We start from the raw sequence: 18,208 nt of genomic DNA, 5'->3' as shown, positions 1-18,208 counted from the left end.
CTCCTGCCGCGCCCCGACCTGCGTCATCCTCGGCGATGATCGCCTCGACCTCACCTGCCGCGGAACGCCTCGGTCCGCACCGGCTCATCGGGCGGCAGCCAGGGGGGTGCAAAGGGCGGCTCCGGCCCCTCGCGGACTGACAGGTCGAGCCAGCCTTCTCGCCGGGCGACGTCGGCCGCGACCGCGAGCATCTGGTGCGTCGCCGGCGAGTCGTCGTCCTTGCGCCAGGCCAGAGACCAGGGGTAGTACGGCTGGACCTCCTCCGGCCAGTACATCGGCAGACCCGCCTCGACGTACTTCTGTGCGTAGCTGAAGAACTCGAGGTAGCGCGACGGTCCGGTGGCTCGGCTGACGTGAGCAAGGCAGTGGCTGAAGGCTCCCGGTGTGCCGAGCCATCGCATGCTGAGTCCGAGATCGTGCTCGAGCGATGTGAGGTACTGCCCGTGGGCGTTGTACGTGCCTGACTCCGGCGGGTCCCCGAACACGTCGACGGGACGTTCGTAGAGCGACGCGGTGGGCTTGCGCTCGTCGTCCTTCGGCCCGACCAGGACGAGCGGTTCCATCCGAAGCAGCCGATGACACCAGCCGTCGGGATGGGACACCAGCATTCGCGGGGTGACCCGGAGGATCGCGACGTCGAGTCGGCGATCCATCACGGCGTTCAGCTGGGTGATGCTGTCCATGGCGTGCTCCAGCAGCGGCACCTCGGGGTGTGCGCGAGCGAACGCGTCCGCGACGGTCCGGCTGGTCGAGAGCTCGAAGACATGCGCGGTCCGCATGCCCCGCGCCTGAGGCGGCTGCTGCATCGTGTCGGCGATGGCCAGCAGGCGCTGGGCGTCCTGGTAGAAGCGCTGGCCACGAGGGGTCAGGGCGACGTGGCGGCTGTCGCGGACGAGCAGCGGTTCGCCGAGCTGCTCCTCGAGCTTGCGGATCTGTTTTGACAGTGCGGGCTGGCTGACGTAGAGCCGTGCGGCGGCTCGCCCGAAGTGCAGCTCTTCGGCCACTGCCGCGAAGTACCGCACCAGACGCAGGTCCAGGTCCATCCCACCTCTTCTCGCGCGCGCGCCCGCGCCCGTTTCGGTCGTCTCTCGCGCTCTTCTCACGCACGCTACTGACCATGGTTCGCGGCGAGCGAGCATTCGGCGGTTATCGATCCGTGCCGAACAGGTCTTGGACGGGACCCGCCGGGCGGCGCGAGGCTGTGAAGGACGCGCCACCTGGCAGCGGGCGCCCTCGAGAAAGGTCCCACCATGAGTGCTGACGGGCGTCCCGTCGTCTTCATCCACGGCCTCTGGCTCCACGCGACGAGCTGGAGCACGTGGCTGGACCTGTTCCGGGAGGCGGGCTACGACCCCGTCGCCCCGGGCTGGCCCCACGAGGCTGACACGGTGGAGGGGGCTCGGACGGACCCGGATGCGGTGGCGGACCTCGGCATCGACGACGTGACCTCCCATTACGCGGAGCTCATCGAGTCGCTCGACCGTGAGCCGGTGATCATCGGCCACTCGTTCGGCGGGCTGTTCGCCGAGAAGCTGCTGGGGCAGGGGGCCGGCGCCGCGGCGGTGGCGATCGACCCTGCCCAGATCAAGGGTGTGCTCCCGCTCCCGTTGGCGCAGCTCCGGTCGGGGCTCCCGGCGCTGAAGAACCCGGCGAACCTACACAAGGCAATCTCCTTGACGCGCAAGGAGTTCCGCTACGGATTCGGCAACGCAGTGTCAGAAGAGGAGTCGGATGCCCTCTACGACAAGTGGACCATCCCGTCGCCCGCCCGCCCGCTGTTCCAGGCAGCGGCAGCGAACTTCGTCATGCACTCCCAGGCCAAGGTCGACACCGGCAACGTGGACCGAGGTCCCTTGCTGCTCATCTCGGGCACGGCCGACCACACCGTCCCGGACGTCGTCACCCGTTCGACGCTCAAGCAGTACCGGGACTCGACGGCCGTCACCGAGCTGCGCCAGTTCGAGGGCCGAGGGCACTCCTTGACCATCGACAGCGGGTCGCACGAGGTGGCCACGGCGGTCCTCGGCTGGCTGGCCGACCAGGGACTCTGAGCTCGTGGACGTCGGGCTCGCCGGGCAGGTCGCGATCGTCACCGGCGCGAGCAAGGGCATCGGGCTTGCCGTCACACGGGTGCTGGTCGAGGAGGGGGTCGCGGTCGTCATCGCCGGCGCCAGGACGTCGACGCCGGAGCTCGCCGAGCTGACCCGATCCGGGCGCGTCGAGTTCGTGGCCGCCGACCTGGGCTCGCCGGACGGACCAGCCCACCTCATCGACGCGGCGGCCGGCCGGGGCAGGCTCGACGTCCTCGTCAACAACGTCGGCGCCGTGACGCCACGCCCTGATGGCTTCCGGTCCGTGACCGACGACCAGTGGGTCACGGCCTTCACCCTCAACGTCATGTCAGCCGTCCGCACGACGCGCGCGGCGCTCCCGATGATGCTCGCCGCCGGCCGCGGTTCGATCGTCACGACGAGCTCGGTCAACGCGTTCCTTCCCGACCCCGCCGTGGTCGACTACGGCGCCGCCAAAGCGGCGCTGTCCAACTTCTGCAAGGCCCTGTCCAAGGAAGTCGGCCCCAAGGGCATCCGAGTCAACACGGTCAGCCCTGGTCCCGTCGCCACCGATCTCTGGCTCGGCCCTGACGGGGTCGCGGCGTCCCTCGCGGCCCGGAGCGGCGCCGACCCCGCACACGTCGCGGCGGACGCGGCGGCAGCCTCGGTGACGGGCCGCTTCACCGAACCCGTCGAGATCGCCCGCCTCGTCGCGTTCCTCGCCGGCGACGCCGCGGCCAACATCACCGGTGCCGACGTCACCATCGACGGCGGCCTCATCGCCACTCTCTGACCGTCTGCTCGAGGAGAACCCATGTCCCACAGGTCGATCCGTATGCCGTCCGCTGACCACACACGTCGAAGGAGCCGCGCGCTCGCCCTCGTCGCCGCCACCGTCGCAGCCCTCGTGGCGCTCGTCGGCCTCGCCCCGCAGACCTCGGCCCAGGCCGGCCCGCAGAGGCCCACGATCGTGCTCGTCCACGGCGCGTTCTCTGCGCCCTCGGCCTGGAGCGAGGTCACCGCCAGACTGGAGAAGGACGGCTACACGACTGTGACGCCTGCGCTCCCGCTCACCGGCGTCGCTGACGACGTCGCGACCGTCCGCGCGGCGTTGAACGCGATCCCCGGACCGAAGCTCCTCGTCGGCCACTCGTATGGCGGGTTCGTGGTGTCCAACGCCGCCGCGGGGCGCGCCGACGTGACGGGGCTGGTCTACACCGCAGCCTTCGTCCCGGACGAGGGCGAGAGCATCGCCGGACTCGGTGTCGGCTACGCACCGGCCGCCTTCCTGGCCCCCGGCCACCTGATCGTCGACCAGAACTCGTTCGCGACGATCAACCCGGCCAACTTCCGGGACGACTTCGCCCAGGACCTCAACCCGAAGCTCGCAGGGTCCATGGCAGCTGCCCAGACCCCGACGAGCCTCGGCATCCTCTTCACGCCGTCCGGCCCGGTCGCGTGGCGCGACCTGCCGTCGTGGTATGCCGTGTCGGCCGCCGATCGGGTCATCGACCCGGCCCTCCAGCGGGACATGGCAGCCCGGGCCGGCTCGACCGTCGTGACGTTCGATGACGCCAGCCACGCCGGTGGCTTCACCCATTACTCGACGAGGTTCGTCAAGCTGGTCGAGCAGGCGGCCTCGGCGGGCTGAGAAGGCAGTGCCCAGCGCCGGCGCCGGTTCATCCGGTGCCGGCGCTGCGTCATGCCGGCTGCTCTGAGGTCGTCACTTTCAGGGTGGCTGCGTCGCGGGGCTTTCCGGTTCCAGCTCCGCGACGATCTCGCGCCCCCCGTGGGGTTGACCAGGGTCCCTCCCTGGTGCGATGCGCCCGGGACCTGGCGAAAGTCAGTGGTGGTGGAGCACTCACCACACGAAGGAAGCCATGAGCACCACGGCAACCACCACCGAAACAACCAACCAGCCGACCAGCACAGCCTGGAACGGAAAGGAACCGGAAATGTCACTGTCAGAACAGCTCAGCCGCCTGGCCGAGCGCACCAAGGAACTGGAACAGCACGCATCCGACGCTCGGACGAAGGCCCGGGCCGACCTCGAGCACGAGGTTGCGAAGGCCGAAGCCACGTCCAAGAAGAACGCTGAGGCGCTGCGTGAGTCCGTGGCCGCCACCGAGGCCGAGGTCTCGGCGTGGTGGACGGACGTGAGTCGTGCGTGGGACGAGAACCTCACGAAGATGCGCAAGCGCATCAAGGAGCAGTCCGCCAAGCACGACCTGCGGGCCGCGCAGGTGGACGCAGACGAGGCCGCGGCATACGCGTCGTACGTCATCGACTACACGTACGCCGCCGTCGAGGAGGCCGACTACGCCGTCCTCCAGGCAACCCTGGCCCGCATGGAGGCCGACGATCTCGCTGCCCAGCTGCAGCACAACTGAGGAAAGAAGGGATACCCATGATCGTCACCAGCCCAACCACGGAGCTCCGCACCTGGACCCGCGGCCAGATCGAGGCCGTCAGCAAGGGATGGTGGGTGCTGCTGGCCACGGGAGTGATCAGCATCGTCGCCGGCGCCATCGTCGTGTTCACGCAGTGGACCGTGGGCAGCCTGGTCGTCTTCGTCGGGACGGTCCTGATCGTCCGCGGCATCTTCACGATGTTCAGCATCCCGGTCGACGGGTCGCTGCGCACGTGGTCCATCGTGCTCGGGATCGTCGAGGCGTTCGTCGGCGTCGGCGTGTTCATCTGGCCCGGCCCGGCCCTGCTCGTGGTCGCCTTCTCGATCGGATGGCTGCTGCTCTTCCGCGGCACGATGGCCATCGTCGGCTCGGTCAGCGGCCGCAGCGTGCTGCCGTACTGGGGCCTGATCCTGGTCGCCGGCATCCTCGAGGTCGTCGTCGCGCTGTACCTGCTGACGCGTCCTGACATCACGCTGCTGGCGGCGGTGTTCGCGATCGGCTTCTCGGCGATGCTCTATGGCGTGCTGGAGATCGCGGTCGCGTTCGTCGTCAAGAGCCTGCCCCAGACGTTCGACGAGCTCACCGGCACCGTCGACGAGAGCGACTCGCGCAAGCAGCTTGCGCCGGTCAGCTGACCCGGTTCGTGTCATCTGTGGCGCGGGTCGGTGAGGGCGGGGCGTGCACATAGGCCGCCCCGCCCCGGTCCGCGTCCATGCCGCGTCCGACCCCCGTGTTCGCCCAGTTCTCCGGTCGGGTCACTGGGTCGAACGCGCCGCCTGCTCGATGACGCTGGTCACGGCGGGCGACCTGGAGATCATGCTGAGGTGGCCGGCCTTGACCCGCGTGATCCTGGCCGCGGCACGGGTGGCCATGAACTCCTGGGCGGTCGGTGTGATGATCTGGTCCTCGGTGCCGAGGACGTACCAGGACGGGATCGTCTTCCAGGCGGGGGGCCCGCTTGGCACTGTGCCCGCGCTGAACGCGATCGGCCGCTGGGCGGCATACAGTGCGTTCGCCTCCCGGGACGGCACGCCCGAGGCGAACGAGGTGATGAACAGGTCGTGCTTGAGGTACAGGTCGACGTCCCCGGCTGGGGCGCCCGGGTAGGGCACGAAGTCGAAGACGGTGTCCGGTGGCGCGTTCAGCGCCGAGCCCTCGCCGACCAGCGGGAACACCGTTTCGCCCTCGTCGGGCGCGAAGGCGTCGACGTAGACGAGCGCCTTGACGTTGGCGTTGCCGGTCGCGGCATTCGTGATGACGGCCCCGCCATAGGAGTGGCCGACCAGCACGATGGGTCCGGTGAGCGTGGACAGGAAGTCCGCAATAGTGGCGGAGTCGCTCAGCAGGTTGCGCAGTGGGTTGGGGGGCACCCGAACGGCGTAACCGTCGGACTGCAGCTGGCGGGTGACCTTGTCCCAACCGCTGCCATCAGCCCACGCGCCGTGGACGAGCACGATCGTGGGCTTCGAGCCGGCCTTCGGCGACGCGGTCGCCGACGCGGTCGCCGACGCTGGGATCGCCGACGCGAGCAGGACCGCCACGACGCCGGCGAGTGCGGCGAGCAGCCAGTGCCACGACCGCTGGTGGAGGCGATCGGAGTTACGGAGGGCGGACGTGCGTCGCGACCGCCGGTGAGTTGTGGTGGTTTTCACGGGCTTCACTCCAACGTCGATCGAGCTGGTCGTGTCGGAAGTACGCTCGCCCGCGAGCCGTGTGGCCTGTGCGGCGAGGGACCTGTGGACCTCCGACGCGAGTGGGACCCGTCCACCATATGGGGGGCGCACCGACCCGGCCAGCTGAGTCAGCGGGGCCGATCTGGGTCACCGACCCGTGAGCGCTGCGACGTCGCTGAGCCGATCGAGCGCTCGTGAGACCTGCAGGTGCCCCGCCCCATGGTGGCGGCCGGGGCACCTACGGCGAGGTCAGCTGGTCGCCTTGGCGGCGTCCTGGATCAGGTCCGCGACGGCATTTGGGTGACTGATCATCACGACGTGGGAGGCGTTCGACACTTCGACGACCTTGCGTGCGTTCGCGCGGCTGTACATGAAGCGTTCGCACGCGGGCGGGATCGCCTTGTCCTGGCCGGCGACCAGCCCCCACGACGGGATCGTCCGCCAGGCGGCGGCCTGGGTCGGGTAGATGAAGGAGTCCGCATCGAACGGCCGCTGTGTGGCCTGCAGGACTCGGAACGCATCTGTCGACAGGTCGGCGGCGAAGGCCGCCTTGCCGTCTTTGCTGAGGTACAGGTCGGTTCCGGTGGTGCCGTCGGCCTTGGTGTACGGGACCGGGACGCTCACCGGCAGGACCTCGCTACCCGGGAACTTGTTGATGAGGTCGGCCTGGGTCTCGCCCACGTCGGGCACGAACGCTGCGATGTAGACCAGGGCCTTGACGTTGCTCTTGCCGGCGGCGGCGTTCGTGATGACGGTGCCGCCCATCGAGTGGGCGACCAGCACGATCGGCCCGCTGATGGAATCCAGCAGGCTCCCGATGTACGGGGCGTCGGTGGGGATTCCCCGGAGCGGGTTCGACCCGGCGATCGTGGTGTAGCCGTCGTGCTGCAGCTCGAGGATGACGTCGTTCCAGCAGGATGAGTCTGCGTAGCCTCCGTGCACCAGCACGATGGTCGGCTTGACCTTCGGCGCCCGGTCGGCAGCTTGCGTGCCGGCCGCGACCGCCGCGTCCGCCCCGGCGGTGGCCATCAGCGCAGCTGAACCTGCCAGTGCTGCGCCGGTCGCCAACACCTGGCGGCGAGAGACATTCGTACCCATGGTGATCTCCTTTTCGGTTGGACTGGTGTGAGGGCGGCGCTCAGCCGAGCGACTCGACGGCGGCGTGGATCAGGTCCGCGGTCGCCTCGGGTTGCGAGACGTAGACCGAGTGGCTCGCGGGGACCTCGCGCACGTTGGCGCCGGCGCGGTCGGCCATGGCGCGCTGGGCCGGCGGGGGAATCATCCGGTCGTCGGACGCGACGAGGTACCAGCTGGGCTTGACCCGCCAGCCGGGATCCGTGACCTCGCCACCGAGCGCGCCGACTCCCCACGGGACCTGCGAGTCGGCCATGAAGGCCGCCTCGTCGGCCGACAGGTCGCCGGCGAACGACTCGTGGAACTTGTCGCGGTCCAGGAACAGGAAGCCGTCCCGCGGGGGCAGGATCGGCGGAACCGGCGCGCCCGGGGGTGGGTCCGCGATCAGGGTGTTGACGGACTCGCCCTTGTCGGGGGCGAACGCGGCGATGTAGACCAGCCCGGCGACTCGCTCGTCGGTGCCGGTCTCGGTGATGACGACGCCGCCGTAGGAGTGGCCGACGAGGACGGCCGGGCCGTCGAGACTGTCGAGAACCTGCTTGGTCGCGGCCACATCGCCCTCGAGCGAGAGGGTCGGGTTCTGCACGACCGCAACCCGGTGACCCTGGGCGTGGAGGCGGTCGTAGACCGCGCGCCAGCCTGAGCCGTCGACGAACCCTCCGTGGACAAGGACGATGGCTGGGGTGGTGTTGCTCACGATGCTCTCCTTCGTTCCGGTGGATCCCGCGAGGCCCGCGGGAGACTCGACGCTATGGACCCAGCCCGCGGGCTCGCCTAAGTCACATGACTGCCTTCACGGCAGAATCCGATGAATGGTGAGTGATCGCGGCGTGCAGGTCGGCGCCGAAGAGAGCGGGACGGCGGGTTCTGCTGGAGTGGACGCGAACGCCGGTTCGACTGCGCGAGGATCACTGGTCGGGCGTGCAAAGGAGTTGCGGCAGCTCGATGCCTTCATCGACCGGATCGGCACGAGCGGCGGCGCCCTGGTGGTCCGCGGAGAGGCGGGGATCGGCAAGTCGGCCCTGCTCGGCGCCGTCGCCGAGCGGGCACGTGATCACGGGGCCCGCGTCGTCACGACGACCGGCACGCAGTCGGAGACGCACCTGGCATTCGCGGGCCTCCATCAGCTGCTGCTGCCGTTCCTGGACCAACGTGGCGAGCTCCCGGAACCCCAGGGACGTGCACTGGACGTCGCGTTCGGTCTCGCCGATGGGCCTGCGCCCGACCTGTTCCTGGTGGGGCTCGCAACCCTGGGCCTTCTCACCGAGAGCGCTGCGCGGACACCACTGCTCTTCCTCGTGGAGGATGCCCACTGGCTCGACAGGTCGTCGGCAGAGGTGTTGGCGTTCGTCGCGCGGCGCCTCGAGATGGAGGTCGTGGTGCTCCTGTTCGCCGTCCGCGACGGCGTCGCCAGCACCTTCGATGACGTCGACCTGCCCGAGCTGCAGCTGGCTGGTCTGGGCGATGCGGCGTCGCTGGCGCTACTGCAGCGAAGCGGCGTCGAGCTGAGTGACGAGCTGCAGCAGCGCATCCTGACGGAGGCTGCGGGGAACCCTCTGGCCCTGATCGAGCTGCCGCGCGCGTCGGCTGGTCTTGAATCGACGGCACCGTGGGAGCCGCTGCCACTCACGGCAAAGCTCGAAGCGACGTTCGCCGCCCGGCTCGACAACCTCGACGCATCTGGACGGGCCCTGCTGCTCCTCGCCGCGCTGGACGACCGCGACGTGTCCGAGCTGAGCCGTGCCGCCGAGAACCTACTCGAGCGAGGAGTGATGGCCGGTGACTGGGACGGGCCTGCAGCCGCCGGCCTCGGCCGCCTCGAGTCCGGCAGGTTCCGGTTCCGGCATCCGCTCATGAGATCCGCCGTGCATCGGTCGGCCACCAACGATGAACGCCGCCAAGCACATCGGGCGCTCGCGACCACACTCACCGGGGATCCTGACCGGGCCGTCTGGCACGAGGCCGCGGCCACGCAGGGACCGGACGACAGGCTCGCCGAGGCTCTCGCCAGGACGGCCGCTCGCGCCTCATCGCGGGGCAGCCTTGACGCCGCGTCTGCGGCGCTCCGACGATCTGCCGCGCTCACAGCGGACCCGTCGTTGCGTGCACAACGGCTCCTCGGCGCGGCCGACATCGCCATAGAACAAGGTGGGGGCGTCGAAAGCCTCACCCTCTACCGAGAGGCGCTGCAGCTCGGCCTGCCCGCACACGAAGCCGCGCGTGCGTCCTTCGCGCTGGAAGCGATGTCGAACGCCTGGTCCGGCGCAGCCGCGATCCCGCGCTTCGCCGAGATCGCAGAGCGCCTCGCCGCCGATGGTGAGGCCCGCGCGGCCCTCGCAGCGATCGCAACCGTGGGCATGCGCGCATTCCTGGGCCCCTTGGACGACGGCACGAGGCAGCAGGTGTCAGCGATCGTGGCCGCGCTCGCAGTGCCGCTCAACCATCCGCAACGCCTGACGGCCCTGGCGCTGGTCGACCCGGTCAATCGGGGGGCGGAAGTCATCCAGCAGCTCGAGCGGACGTCGCCCCTGGAGGTCGCCGCCGCTCGTGACCTGACGGCACTGGGCGAGGCCGCGTCCGCCGTCTGGTCCGACTCCCTCGCCTTGCCGCTGCTCAAGGCCGGCGTCCAAGCGCACCGTGCTGATGGACGTCTCGTCTGGCTCGCGCAGACCCTCACCTTGCAGGCATGGGTCGAGGCTCGCCGTGGGGCCGTTCGCGAGGCCATGACCGCAGCGGCAGAGGCGGCACAGATCGCCGTGGAAACACGTCAGCTGCGCTACGCGCTCGTTGCGAACCTTGCACATGCCGTCGCCGCCGCCGGCATGGGTGACGAGGACCGAGCCGACACGCTGATCGCCCATACGGAGGGCGCCCTTCTGCCGATGGGCGCCCACCCGCTGCTGGCGTTGGTCGCATTCGCCCGTGGCCGAACCGCGCTCGCTGGTGACCGCCAGGCCGAGGCCTATGCCGAGCTGCTCCGCATCTTCACCCCGGCCGACGTTGCCTACCAGCCGTTTGTCCGAGGCTGGGCCCTCGCCGACCTGACGGAGGCAGCGGTCCATGGCGACGGCGACCTCGACCTGGTGCGTGGGCACCTGCGCGAGTGGCAGGACATCGCCTCCGCCACCGGCGCGCAGAGCTTGCAGGTCCAGCTGGCATACGCGAAGGCACTGCTGGAGGACGCGGGCGCCCCCGAGCGTTTCGAGCTCGCGGTTCGCCGCGCCGCAGGAGACTCGCCGTACCACCTCGCAAGAGCGCAGCTCGCGTATGGGGAATGGCTTCGCCGACAGGGACGAAACACCGCTGCGCGCGTCCCTCTGCGTGCGGCGGCTCAGGTCTTCGATGCGCTAGGCCAACGCGTGTCCTCCGGTCGGGCGCTGCGGGAGCTGCGTGCCACAGGTGAGCGGGCCCGACAGCGCGTGCCCGAAGCCTGGACACAGCTGAGCCCACAAGAGCTGCAGATCGCCCAGCTGGCCGCCGAAGGACTCTCGAACCGCCAGATCGGTGAACGCCTCTATCTCTCCCACCGGACCATCGGGGCTCACCTGTACAACCTCTTCCCCAAGCTGGGCATCAGCTCACGAGCGCAGCTCCGGGACGCGCTGGCTGCGTCCCCCGATGCGTAGCCTCCCAAGCAGCAACTCGCCCGAGTAGCGGTGCCAGTCGTCGGCGGGGCGGCGACCACGCTCCTTGCCACGGGCGAGCCTCTCCGGCTCGGTCGGCCAAGACCATGCCCCAGCACGAAGGCTGGCCGAGGTTCAGGACGTCTTGACTACTCGTGGGGCCAGAGCGTCCACCCGTGTCGCCAGGTCCTCGTATGCCGCCTCGAATGCCTCGTCGGCGTCGCGCTCCACCGGGTCGGGGATCGACCAGTGCGCCCAGCCCAGGTCGCCGAGCTCCTCGTGGGCGCGGTCGCACACGGTGATGATGAGATCACCCTCGCGCATGGCGTCTGACAGGAGGCGGGGCGTGATCTCCGGGAGCCTCAGCCCGTGCCGCTTGGCGACAGCGACCACCCGCGGGTTGACCCGTTCGCCGGGATGGGTGCCGGCGGAGGCCACCCGGACTCGGCTCGCACGTCGCCATAGTGCGGCTGCCAGGTGGGACCGCGCGGTGTTGGCCGTGCACACAAACAACACCCGCCTCGCTGCCGCCGCGGCACCCGTCGTCCCGGCGCCGTCGAGCGAGGTGGACTGCCGGACGAGGGACAGGTAGGTGCGTCGCGCGTCTCCCTCGGACCGTCGGCGCTGGACCAGCCCGGCCCGCTCGAGAACGTTGAGGTGGTGGGCGAGCAAGTTGGACGGGATCCCGAGGGCAGCGCCGACCTCGGACGCTGAGACATCGCCGGTCTTCAGCAGCTCGACGATCCGCAGCCGGGTCACGTCACCAAGGGCGGCATGCGCCTCAGCACGCCGCACCAGCTCCCGGATTTGCTCAGTATCCATTGAGTCAAGTTTGACTGATCTGCTTTGTCGGCGTCAACATGGGGCCGTGAGCACCCTCGCCCAGCCGCCTTTGACCCGCCGCCTGCTCGCCGAGCTCATCGGCACAGCGCTACTCGTCACGGTCGTCGTCGGATCGGGCATCGCCGCCCAGCAGCTCTCGCCGGGCAACACCGGGTTGCAGCTCCTGGAGAACAGCACCGCCACCGTCCTCGGGCTGACCGTGCTGATCCTGCTGTTCGGGCCGATCTCGGGTGCGCACTTCAACCCCGTCGTGTCGTTGGCCGACTGGTTCTTGGGCCGCACGACCGGCCATGGCCTCAGCCTTCCGGACGTAGGCCTGTATGCCGTGGCGCAGGTTGTCGGGGGCATCCTCGGGTGCGTCCTGGCGAACTTGATGTTCGAGGTCGGCACCTCGGTCTCGACGAAGGACCGCACCTCCGCTGGGCATCTGCTCGCCGAGGTCGTGGCCACGACGTTCCTGGTGGCCCTGATCTTCGCCCTGGCCCGCAGCGGTCGTGCGGTGGTCGCCGCTCCGGCTGTCGGTGCCTACATCGGCGCCGCGTACTGGTTCACCAGCTCGACCTCCTTCGCCAACCCCGCCGTCACCGTCGGCCGCATCTTCTCCGACACCTTCGCGGGCATCGCCCCCGGATCGGCAGCCTGGTTCATCGCGGCCCAGCTCGTCGGGCTCGTCGTCGGCGTCGTAGTGACCCTCGGGCTCTACCCGGACGCGAGCCGAGCAGCGGACAACGTTGTCCTGCCTCACACCGTCAGTACGGCCGAGAACCTCAGCGAAAGGAGCCCCTCATGACCATCATCGGCCAGGACCCGTACGTCGCGATCATCGACGACCTGTCCTACGCGTACGAGGGAGTGTTCTCCCGCGAGAGCGTGGCCGCGGCGGTGACCGCTGCCAGGGACGTCCTTGAGCCGGTCTCGAAGATTCCGACATTCCTGCCGATCCTCGTCGCGAAGCAGGCGCGTGAGCAACTCATGGCGGCCGCGCAGGCCGAGGGCCGGATTGCCAAGACGGTGCCCGAACTGCTGTTCGTCTGCGTCCACAACGCCGGCCGGTCCCAGCTCGCCGCGGCCCTGGCCGAGCACCTGTCGGCGCACCGGGTCCACGTCCGCTCTGCCGGGTCTGCCCCGGCCGACGAGGTGAACCCGCTCGTCATCGGCGTGCTCGCCGAACGCGGGATCTCGCTGCAGACGCCGTACCCGAAACCCTTGTCCAACAACGTCGTCGGCGCCGCGGACGTCATCGTGACGATGGGCTGCGGCGACGCCTGTCCGATCTACCCCGGCAAACGCTACGAGGACTGGAAGGTCGCGGACCCGGCCGGGCAACCCATCGAGGTCGTCCGGGAGATCCGCGACGACATCCAGGCCCGCGTGACCACTCTGCTGCGCGAGATCCTCGACTGACACCCAGCCTCTCCCACCGACCACAACGACCCCGAAACCTCCGACCAGGAAGGCCGACCGATGACTGCTGACCAGAGCCCACGCCCCTCCGTGCTCTACGTGTGCATCCACAACGCCGGACGCTCACAGATGGCCGCGGCATACACCCACCATCTGTCCGGCGGCGCCGTCGAGGTCCGCTCGGCCGGGTCCGAACCCGCCGAGCAGATCAACCCGGCCGTCCGCGAGGCGATGCTCGAGGAGGGCATCGACATCTCCGCGGAGATTCCCAAGATCCTCACGAACGAGGCGGTCCAAGCCTCCGACGTCGTCATCACCATGGGCTGCGGCGACAGCTGCCCGATCTACCCGGGCAAGCGCTACGAGGACTGGGAGCTCGACGACCCGGCCGGTCAAGGCGTCGACGCCGTCCGCCCCATCCGCGACGAGATCAAGGACCGCGTCCGCGCTCTGCTGGCCGAGCTCGCCGTCGAGCCCGTCGAGCTCACGGGCTGATACAGCCGCGTCATACCGGCTGGAACGTCCTGAATGCCCGGATCAGGGCTTGGTCGCGCGCACGAACGCGCTGGCGAACGCGCCGTCCAGCGCCTCGACCGCGTCGGCGCGGCTCATGCCCGGCGGCAGCTGCGCCTCGTCCAGCTCGTCCGCCATTCCTTCGAGCTCGGACCGGTCGTAGCGCCTGGTCACCTCGACCGATGCGTCGGTGAAGCCCGCCGCCTGGAGCTTGTCGACGAACTCGGTGTCCCGCAGCGAGCCCGAGATGCAGCCCGTCCACAGGGCCATCACCCCGCGCAGGCCGTCCGGGATGTTGCGCAGCAGGACGATGTCCGAGACCGCGAACCGGCCGCCGGGGCGCAACACACGGAACGACTCGCCGATCACGGCGTCCTTGTCCGGGGACAGGTTGATGACGCAGTTGGAGATGACCACGTCGACCGACGTGTCCGGCAGAGGGACGTCCTCGATCGCGCCGAGCACGAAGCGCGCGTTGTCGATGCCGGCCTCGGCGCGGTTGCGCTCAGCGAGCTCGAGCATCTCGGGGGTCATGTCCAGGCCGTATGCCGTCCCGCCAGGGGCGACGCGCCGCGCGGAGAGCAGGACGTCCAGGCCTCCGCCCGAGCCCAGGTCCAGCACGTCCTCGCCGGGCCGCAGCTCGGCCAGCGCGGTCGGGTTGCCGCAGCCCAGGGATGCCGCCAGCGCCGCGTCGAACGGGGTGTCCGCCTCGTCATAGAGGCCCGAGGTGATCGGGTCGATCGCTGTGGCCTTGCCTGCCTCGCCACAGCACGAGCCGCCGCCGCAGCAGCCGCCGGAGTCAGTGCCGGTGAGGGACAACCGTGCCGCCGAGGCGTACCGCTCGCGGACGGCTTCTCGTACCTGCTCGTCGGACTGCGCACCGCTGGACATCGCATGTCTCCTTGTCTTGATGATCATCGAATCAACTGCCACTGCCACTATGGCGCTCTGATTTGATATCTGTCAAGATAGGCGAGTGACCATCCTCGACTCGTCGCAGCAGACCGCCGACGCCTCCTGCTGCAGCATGGCGACGAGCCCGGTCACCGCCGAGCAGGCCCAGCGCATCGCGCCGATGTTCAAGGCACTCGGCGACCCGGCCCGACTGCAGATGGCCTCGATGATCGCCGCCAAGCCCGAGCTCTGCGTCTGCGAGATCACACCCGCCTTCGACCTGTCGTCAGGCACGATCTCCCACCACCTCAAGACCCTTCGAGACGCCGGCATCGTCGACTGCGAACGACGCGGAACCTACGTCTACTACTGGATCCAGCCCGGCGCCCTGGCCGCGCTGTCGGCCCTGCTGTCGGTCGAGTAGGCGGCAAGCCGCGCTCGGTTGCGGTGGACGGCGAAGGCCGTGAGCGGTATGCCGACCAGTGCCGGGAGCACCCAGAAGGCCCAGTGAGGCAGGAGCTTCCAGACCGGGAGGTTCGGCCCGTTGTCGACGTAGAAGGCCGTAAACAGCAGGATCGCCGAGCTCGCCATCGACCAGGCGTGCCGCCGCAGAAGGGGTCTCGTCCGCCTGGCCATCGAGAGCCCGATCCAGCCGGCGACAGCGGACGCGATCCCCAGCGCGACCAGGTGGTTGTCCCGCGGCCAGCGCATGATCCCCAGCACCAGCATCGTCACGGTCACCACGGCCAAGGCCCAGAGGTAGGTCTGTCCGAAGCGCACGTGCCACCGCTCACCCTTGCGCGACACGGCGGCGCCCGCGATGCACACCACACAGGTCAGGCCGCCGGCGATGTGCACGGCGAGGACGACCAGGAAGGAGGTGCTGACCCCTTCCGGCACCAGCGATTCACCAGCCATGGCAACTCCTATGCGTAGCAACGCTATGCATACCGATGCTACGCATCGAAGCGTAGGCTGGCTACCTATGAGGGCGGAACGGCTCAAGGGACACCTGGACGGCATGCTGCTGGCCGCGCTGGAGGCAGGTCCGCGACACGGCTACGCGATCCGCGACTCACTCCGGGACTCGACCGACGGCGAGGTCGACCTGCCCACGGGCACGATCTACCCAGCGTTGCACCGACTTGAGAGCGCGGGCCTCGTGGTCGGTGACTGGTCGGTCGTCGGAGGAAGACGTCGTCGCACCTACCGGCTCACCGCCGCTGGTCGCCGGGCCCTGCATGCGGAGCGCCGGGACTGGCATCGCCTGTCCACCGCCATCAGCGTCGCGCTCGGACCACAGCCATGACCACCCACCCGCTCATCGAGGCCGAGCTCGCAGCTCTGGCGGACGAGCTGCCTGAGCCCTTCGTCGCCGAGCTGGCCGACGGCTATGCCGAGACGTATGCCGCACACCGCCGATCGCTCAACCCCGACCAGGCCGCAACGGCAACGGTCGCCGAGTTCGGAGACGCCGCGACGATCTGCGCCGCCTTCGCCGCACGCGCGCCCGGTCGGCGGTTCGCTCGTGCCCTGGTCGTGACAGGGCCACTTTTCGGTGCGTCCTGGGCAGCCGCACTCCTGACCCAGCCTTCGCTGCGGTCCGCGCTCGGCATGCCAGTGCGACTCGTCGGAGCAGGGGTGCTGCTGGCCGTGGTCGTCACCCTGCTGTTCACGTCGACCGGGCGGCTGCGCTACCGAGCCACTCGCACCGCCTCGGTGTCGGCGGCATACGTCCTCCTTCCGTTCGACGCAGCGGCTGTGGCAACGGTCATCGCCTTGCGAGCACCCGCACCAGCAACCGTCGTCGCCGTGGCGCTCAGCCTGTCCAGAATCACCTACACCCTCACGGCGCTGCGCACGGTCCAGCGAGCGTGACGGCTGTGGCCCGGGACAGGGTGGTCCCGGGAGCAAAGCCACTAGGTGCCGCCTGGCGACAATGCCAGTCAGTGGTGCTTCTGAAGACACATTCGCGGCTCACCACCCGCCGGCCCACAGTCATGAGGAGAGCCAGAGCTGGACCTGGCTCCACCAGACGGAACAGCTCTACAGCCTTCTCCACGTCGGAGTCGGCCGTGAGGCGGTCGCCGCGTCACGTTTGCAGGAGGATTCGAACGTGGGCCGAATGAATCTTGTGGAGCGCCGGTTCGATGCGTTTATGCGAACGCCACTGTCGGTCCGAAAGGCGATGGGCGTCATCGTGGCGGCAACGCTGGTGAGCGTGGTCGTGGGCGGCGTGCTGGCGGCCCAGCTCAGTGGGGTCACCGCTCGGCTCGACCGCGTCCAGCAGGCTCTCCAGCCCGACGAGGGGGGAGGCCCGCGCGTTGGCTGACGCGGCGAGCAGGCTCAGGCAGGCGCTGGTCAGCGATATGAAGGCGCCCACGGTCTGGCTCACTGCGATCTTCGCCCTGGCCGGCCTGGTCATCGGGGCCCTGGTGGCAGTAGCCGTGGGCCTGAGTGACGTCGCCTTCCCCGCGGGCTTCGTGGCCGCGCTCGCCGGAGTCGCCGGAGGGCTGGTGCCACCGAGCCTCACCCGGCAGGTCGCCGTGCCGGCTGGGATCGCGGTGGCGCTCGCCCCGCCCCTTGCACTGATCGGCCAAGGTAGTCCGGTGGTGGCCGGGGTCGTGTCTGCTGTCGTGTTCGCACTCGGGACGCTGGCCCAGCAGGACGCACCAACGGGACGCTTGGTGGGCGCGCTCGGCTCCACGGCATACGTGCTCTCGGTCGGTATGGCGCTGGTCCGGGACGTGCCGTTGGCGCACACCTTCTGGGCAGGCGTCATCGGTCTGGTGACGGCGGCCGCAACGACCCTGGCACTGCGGGCAGTTCGGGTGTGGATGGTCCGGCGTGGACGCACCGCGGCCGCGCCGGAGGTCCCTCCGCTGCCCGGGCGGTTCGTCTCGCGAGTGGCATCCGGGATCGTTGCGGCACTGCGCGATTGGCGGCACAACGCCTACGTCCGGCTCGCGCTGCGGAGGGTGGTCGTGCTGAGTCCGCTGGTTGCGGTGCTGGAGGCGTGGCGAGACCCGGTAGCGCTCTATGCCCTGATCGTCGCGTTCTCCATCACCCAGCCCACCGCAGGCGACACACTCAACCGTGCTCTGGCCCGGACGGCGGGCACGATAGGCGCGATCCTGGTGACCATCGCGCTCGCCGTCGTCGTTCCCGACCCGGTCCTCGTCGTGTTCGCGGTGCTTGCGATGGTGGCCGGGCTGGCCTACCTGCTGCGCAGCCCGTTCCTCACCGCGCTCGGCACCACCGTGCTCACCGTAGCCGCCGGCTTCCTCGCCGGAACGTCCACGGCCGCGGGCAACCGGCTCCTGTCCACGGTCGTCGGTGCACTAGTCGGTCTGCTCGCCACCGTCGTCATCCCCGTCCCCAAGCCGTCGGAGCCCTCCTCGAGCGGTGAGCCGGCGGCGACCAGCTGACGCGGGCACTAGGGCCCGCCTCGACAGGCTGACGGTGCTGAGGGCAGATCGGCTGTGTGGTGCCAGGGGGACGCCCAGCTGGGCCTTTGGCACCACACAGCACCAACGTACGCGAGTCTGTGAAACGTTACGAGTCAGGTGACCACCACGGGATGGCGAACTAGCAGTGGACAGCCCTTGTCTCGTTGAAACATTTCATCTAGCGTCATGGGCGCACGACGTGGATGACAACGA

The 18,208-nt window shown here is 69.5% G+C and carries 21 protein-coding genes; 14 read left to right on the top strand and 7 right to left on the bottom strand.

All coding sequences use genetic code 11. From position 1 onward, the window contains the following. Positions 1–50: 50 nt before the first annotated feature. Positions 51–1,043, bottom strand: coding sequence for a LysR family transcriptional regulator (locus ACYVLP_RS00155; RefSeq protein WP_460625326.1), 993 nt, complete (start codon positions 1,041–1,043; stop codon positions 51–53). A 207-nt stretch (positions 1,044–1,250) separates the two neighbouring features. Between ACYVLP_RS00155 and ACYVLP_RS00150 the strand changes: the two genes are divergently transcribed. The 5 genes from ACYVLP_RS00150 to ACYVLP_RS00130 all read left to right on the top strand — a co-directional run bounded on the left by ACYVLP_RS00150 (position 1,251) and on the right by ACYVLP_RS00130 (position 5,097). Continuing rightward, positions 1,251–2,051 carry an alpha/beta hydrolase gene (locus tag ACYVLP_RS00150; protein ID WP_460625325.1) on the top strand — a complete coding sequence of 267 codons (801 nt, stop codon included), beginning with the start codon at positions 1,251–1,253 and terminating at the stop codon, positions 2,049–2,051. Positions 2,052–2,055: 4 nt separating this feature from the next. After that, positions 2,056–2,844: an SDR family NAD(P)-dependent oxidoreductase gene (locus ACYVLP_RS00145; RefSeq protein WP_460625324.1), complete on the top strand. Its 789-nt coding sequence runs from the start codon at positions 2,056–2,058 to the stop codon at positions 2,842–2,844. Positions 2,845–2,865: 21 nt separating this feature from the next. Next, a complete protein-coding gene (locus ACYVLP_RS00140) occupies positions 2,866–3,702 on the top strand; it encodes an alpha/beta fold hydrolase (RefSeq protein WP_460625323.1) in 837 nt (278 codons plus the stop codon). Positions 3,703–4,006: 304 nt separating this feature from the next. After that, a complete protein-coding gene (locus ACYVLP_RS00135) occupies positions 4,007–4,441 on the top strand; it encodes a hypothetical protein (protein ID WP_460625322.1) in 435 nt (144 codons plus the stop codon). Positions 4,442–4,458: 17 nt separating this feature from the next. Further along, entirely contained in the window at positions 4,459–5,097 is a 639-nt protein-coding gene (locus ACYVLP_RS00130; protein ID WP_460625321.1) for an HdeD family acid-resistance protein, read from the top strand. 120 nt (positions 5,098–5,217) lie between these two features. On the opposite strand, the gene ACYVLP_RS00125 is transcribed toward ACYVLP_RS00130, so the two are convergent. The 3 genes from ACYVLP_RS00125 to ACYVLP_RS00115 all read right to left on the bottom strand — a co-directional run bounded on the left by ACYVLP_RS00125 (position 5,218) and on the right by ACYVLP_RS00115 (position 7,966). Continuing rightward, positions 5,218–6,114, bottom strand: a complete 897-nt coding sequence (locus ACYVLP_RS00125) for an alpha/beta fold hydrolase (protein WP_460625320.1) — start codon at positions 6,112–6,114, stop codon at positions 5,218–5,220. A gap of 270 nt (positions 6,115–6,384) precedes the next feature. Further along, entirely contained in the window at positions 6,385–7,233 is an 849-nt protein-coding gene (locus tag ACYVLP_RS00120) for an alpha/beta fold hydrolase (RefSeq protein ID WP_460625319.1), read from the bottom strand. A 40-nt stretch (positions 7,234–7,273) separates the two neighbouring features. Further along, positions 7,274–7,966, bottom strand: coding sequence for an alpha/beta fold hydrolase (locus ACYVLP_RS00115; RefSeq protein WP_460625318.1), 693 nt, complete (start codon positions 7,964–7,966; stop codon positions 7,274–7,276). A gap of 115 nt (positions 7,967–8,081) precedes the next feature. On the opposite strand from ACYVLP_RS00115, the gene ACYVLP_RS00110 reads away from it, so the two are divergent. Then, entirely contained in the window at positions 8,082–10,895 is a 2,814-nt protein-coding gene (locus ACYVLP_RS00110) for an ATP-binding protein (protein WP_460625317.1), read from the top strand. Between the two features lie 132 nt (positions 10,896–11,027). Here the strand turns inward: ACYVLP_RS00110 and ACYVLP_RS00105 are convergent, their stop codons facing one another. Continuing rightward, the gene (locus tag ACYVLP_RS00105; protein WP_460625316.1) at positions 11,028–11,714 is read right to left on the bottom strand and encodes an arsenate reductase/protein-tyrosine-phosphatase family protein; all 687 of its coding nucleotides are present in this window, start codon (positions 11,712–11,714) and stop codon (positions 11,028–11,030) included. Between the two features lie 46 nt (positions 11,715–11,760). Between ACYVLP_RS00105 and ACYVLP_RS00100 the strand changes: the two genes are divergently transcribed. The 3 genes from ACYVLP_RS00100 to ACYVLP_RS00090 are packed head-to-tail and all read left to right on the top strand — an operon-like array spanning position 11,761 to position 13,634. Next, positions 11,761–12,525 (top strand): aquaporin, encoded by a 765-nt coding sequence (locus ACYVLP_RS00100; protein WP_460625315.1) that lies wholly within the window; start codon positions 11,761–11,763, stop codon positions 12,523–12,525. After that, complete coding sequence (locus ACYVLP_RS00095) at positions 12,522–13,139, top strand: arsenate reductase ArsC (protein ID WP_460625314.1); 618 nt, start codon at positions 12,522–12,524, stop codon at positions 13,137–13,139. Before ACYVLP_RS00100 ends, ACYVLP_RS00095 begins: the two co-directional genes overlap by 4 nt. Positions 13,140–13,199: 60 nt before the next feature. Next, the gene (locus tag ACYVLP_RS00090; protein ID WP_460625313.1) at positions 13,200–13,634 is read left to right on the top strand and encodes an arsenate reductase ArsC; all 435 of its coding nucleotides are present in this window, start codon (positions 13,200–13,202) and stop codon (positions 13,632–13,634) included. A 42-nt stretch (positions 13,635–13,676) separates the two neighbouring features. Here the strand turns inward: ACYVLP_RS00090 and arsM are convergent, their stop codons facing one another. Continuing rightward, positions 13,677–14,543, bottom strand: a complete 867-nt coding sequence (gene arsM, locus ACYVLP_RS00085) for an arsenite methyltransferase (protein WP_460625312.1) — start codon at positions 14,541–14,543, stop codon at positions 13,677–13,679. Positions 14,544–14,628: 85 nt separating this feature from the next. Between arsM and ACYVLP_RS00080 the strand changes: the two genes are divergently transcribed. Continuing rightward, complete coding sequence (locus ACYVLP_RS00080) at positions 14,629–14,970, top strand: ArsR/SmtB family transcription factor (RefSeq protein WP_460625311.1); 342 nt, start codon at positions 14,629–14,631, stop codon at positions 14,968–14,970. Here ACYVLP_RS00080 and ACYVLP_RS00075 read toward each other — a convergent pair. Continuing rightward, a complete protein-coding gene (locus tag ACYVLP_RS00075) occupies positions 14,913–15,464 on the bottom strand; it encodes a hypothetical protein (RefSeq protein ID WP_460625310.1) in 552 nt (183 codons plus the stop codon). The genes ACYVLP_RS00080 and ACYVLP_RS00075 overlap by 58 nt on opposite strands. Before the next feature lie 67 nt (positions 15,465–15,531). Between ACYVLP_RS00075 and ACYVLP_RS00070 the strand changes: the two genes are divergently transcribed. From ACYVLP_RS00070 to ACYVLP_RS00055, 4 genes are all read left to right on the top strand, one after another. Then, complete coding sequence (locus ACYVLP_RS00070; protein WP_460625309.1) at positions 15,532–15,855, top strand: PadR family transcriptional regulator; 324 nt, start codon at positions 15,532–15,534, stop codon at positions 15,853–15,855. After that, positions 15,852–16,424 carry a hypothetical protein gene (locus ACYVLP_RS00065; RefSeq protein ID WP_460625308.1) on the top strand — a complete coding sequence of 191 codons (573 nt, stop codon included), beginning with the start codon at positions 15,852–15,854 and terminating at the stop codon, positions 16,422–16,424. Before ACYVLP_RS00070 ends, ACYVLP_RS00065 begins: the two co-directional genes overlap by 4 nt. Positions 16,425–16,704: 280 nt before the next feature. Continuing rightward, on the top strand, positions 16,705–16,878 hold the full coding sequence (locus tag ACYVLP_RS00060; protein ID WP_460625307.1) for a hypothetical protein: 174 nt from the start codon (positions 16,705–16,707) through the stop codon (positions 16,876–16,878). A 37-nt stretch (positions 16,879–16,915) separates the two neighbouring features. Beyond that, complete coding sequence (locus tag ACYVLP_RS00055) at positions 16,916–17,974, top strand: FUSC family protein (protein ID WP_460625306.1); 1,059 nt, start codon at positions 16,916–16,918, stop codon at positions 17,972–17,974. The last annotated feature ends 234 nt before the right edge of the window (positions 17,975–18,208 follow it).

This window comes from Intrasporangium mesophilum, assembly GCF_054783095.1.
The sequence above is the reverse complement of the archived record's forward strand: the minus strand, read 5'-3'. Positions and strand labels throughout refer to the sequence as shown.

Bases quoted from the DNA above. Each gene is read 5' to 3' on its own strand.
- ACYVLP_RS00055 (WP_460625306.1), top strand. From the start codon at position 16,916: ATGAAGGCGCCCACGGTCTGGCTCACTGCGATCTTCGCCCTGGCCGGC.
- ACYVLP_RS00095 (WP_460625314.1), top strand. From the start codon at position 12,522: ATGACCATCATCGGCCAGGACCCGTACGTCGCGATCATCGACGACCTG.
- ACYVLP_RS00060 (WP_460625307.1), top strand. From the start codon at position 16,705: ATGCGAACGCCACTGTCGGTCCGAAAGGCGATGGGCGTCATCGTGGCG.
- ACYVLP_RS00110 (WP_460625317.1), top strand. From the start codon at position 8,082: ATGGTGAGTGATCGCGGCGTGCAGGTCGGCGCCGAAGAGAGCGGGACG.
- ACYVLP_RS00120 (WP_460625319.1), bottom strand. From the start codon at position 7,233: ATGGGTACGAATGTCTCTCGCCGCCAGGTGTTGGCGACCGGCGCAGCA.
- ACYVLP_RS00140 (WP_460625323.1), top strand. From the start codon at position 2,866: ATGTCCCACAGGTCGATCCGTATGCCGTCCGCTGACCACACACGTCGA.
- ACYVLP_RS00090 (WP_460625313.1), top strand. From the start codon at position 13,200: ATGACTGCTGACCAGAGCCCACGCCCCTCCGTGCTCTACGTGTGCATC.
- arsM (WP_460625312.1), bottom strand. From the start codon at position 14,543: ATGTCCAGCGGTGCGCAGTCCGACGAGCAGGTACGAGAAGCCGTCCGC.
- ACYVLP_RS00065 (WP_460625308.1), top strand. From the start codon at position 15,852: ATGACCACCCACCCGCTCATCGAGGCCGAGCTCGCAGCTCTGGCGGAC.
- ACYVLP_RS00070 (WP_460625309.1), top strand. From the start codon at position 15,532: ATGAGGGCGGAACGGCTCAAGGGACACCTGGACGGCATGCTGCTGGCC.
- ACYVLP_RS00130 (WP_460625321.1), top strand. From the start codon at position 4,459: ATGATCGTCACCAGCCCAACCACGGAGCTCCGCACCTGGACCCGCGGC.
- ACYVLP_RS00135 (WP_460625322.1), top strand. From the start codon at position 4,007: ATGTCACTGTCAGAACAGCTCAGCCGCCTGGCCGAGCGCACCAAGGAA.
- ACYVLP_RS00150 (WP_460625325.1), top strand. From the start codon at position 1,251: ATGAGTGCTGACGGGCGTCCCGTCGTCTTCATCCACGGCCTCTGGCTC.
- ACYVLP_RS00155 (WP_460625326.1), bottom strand. From the start codon at position 1,043: ATGGACCTGGACCTGCGTCTGGTGCGGTACTTCGCGGCAGTGGCCGAA.
- ACYVLP_RS00105 (WP_460625316.1), bottom strand. From the start codon at position 11,714: ATGGATACTGAGCAAATCCGGGAGCTGGTGCGGCGTGCTGAGGCGCAT.
- ACYVLP_RS00075 (WP_460625310.1), bottom strand. From the start codon at position 15,464: ATGGCTGGTGAATCGCTGGTGCCGGAAGGGGTCAGCACCTCCTTCCTG.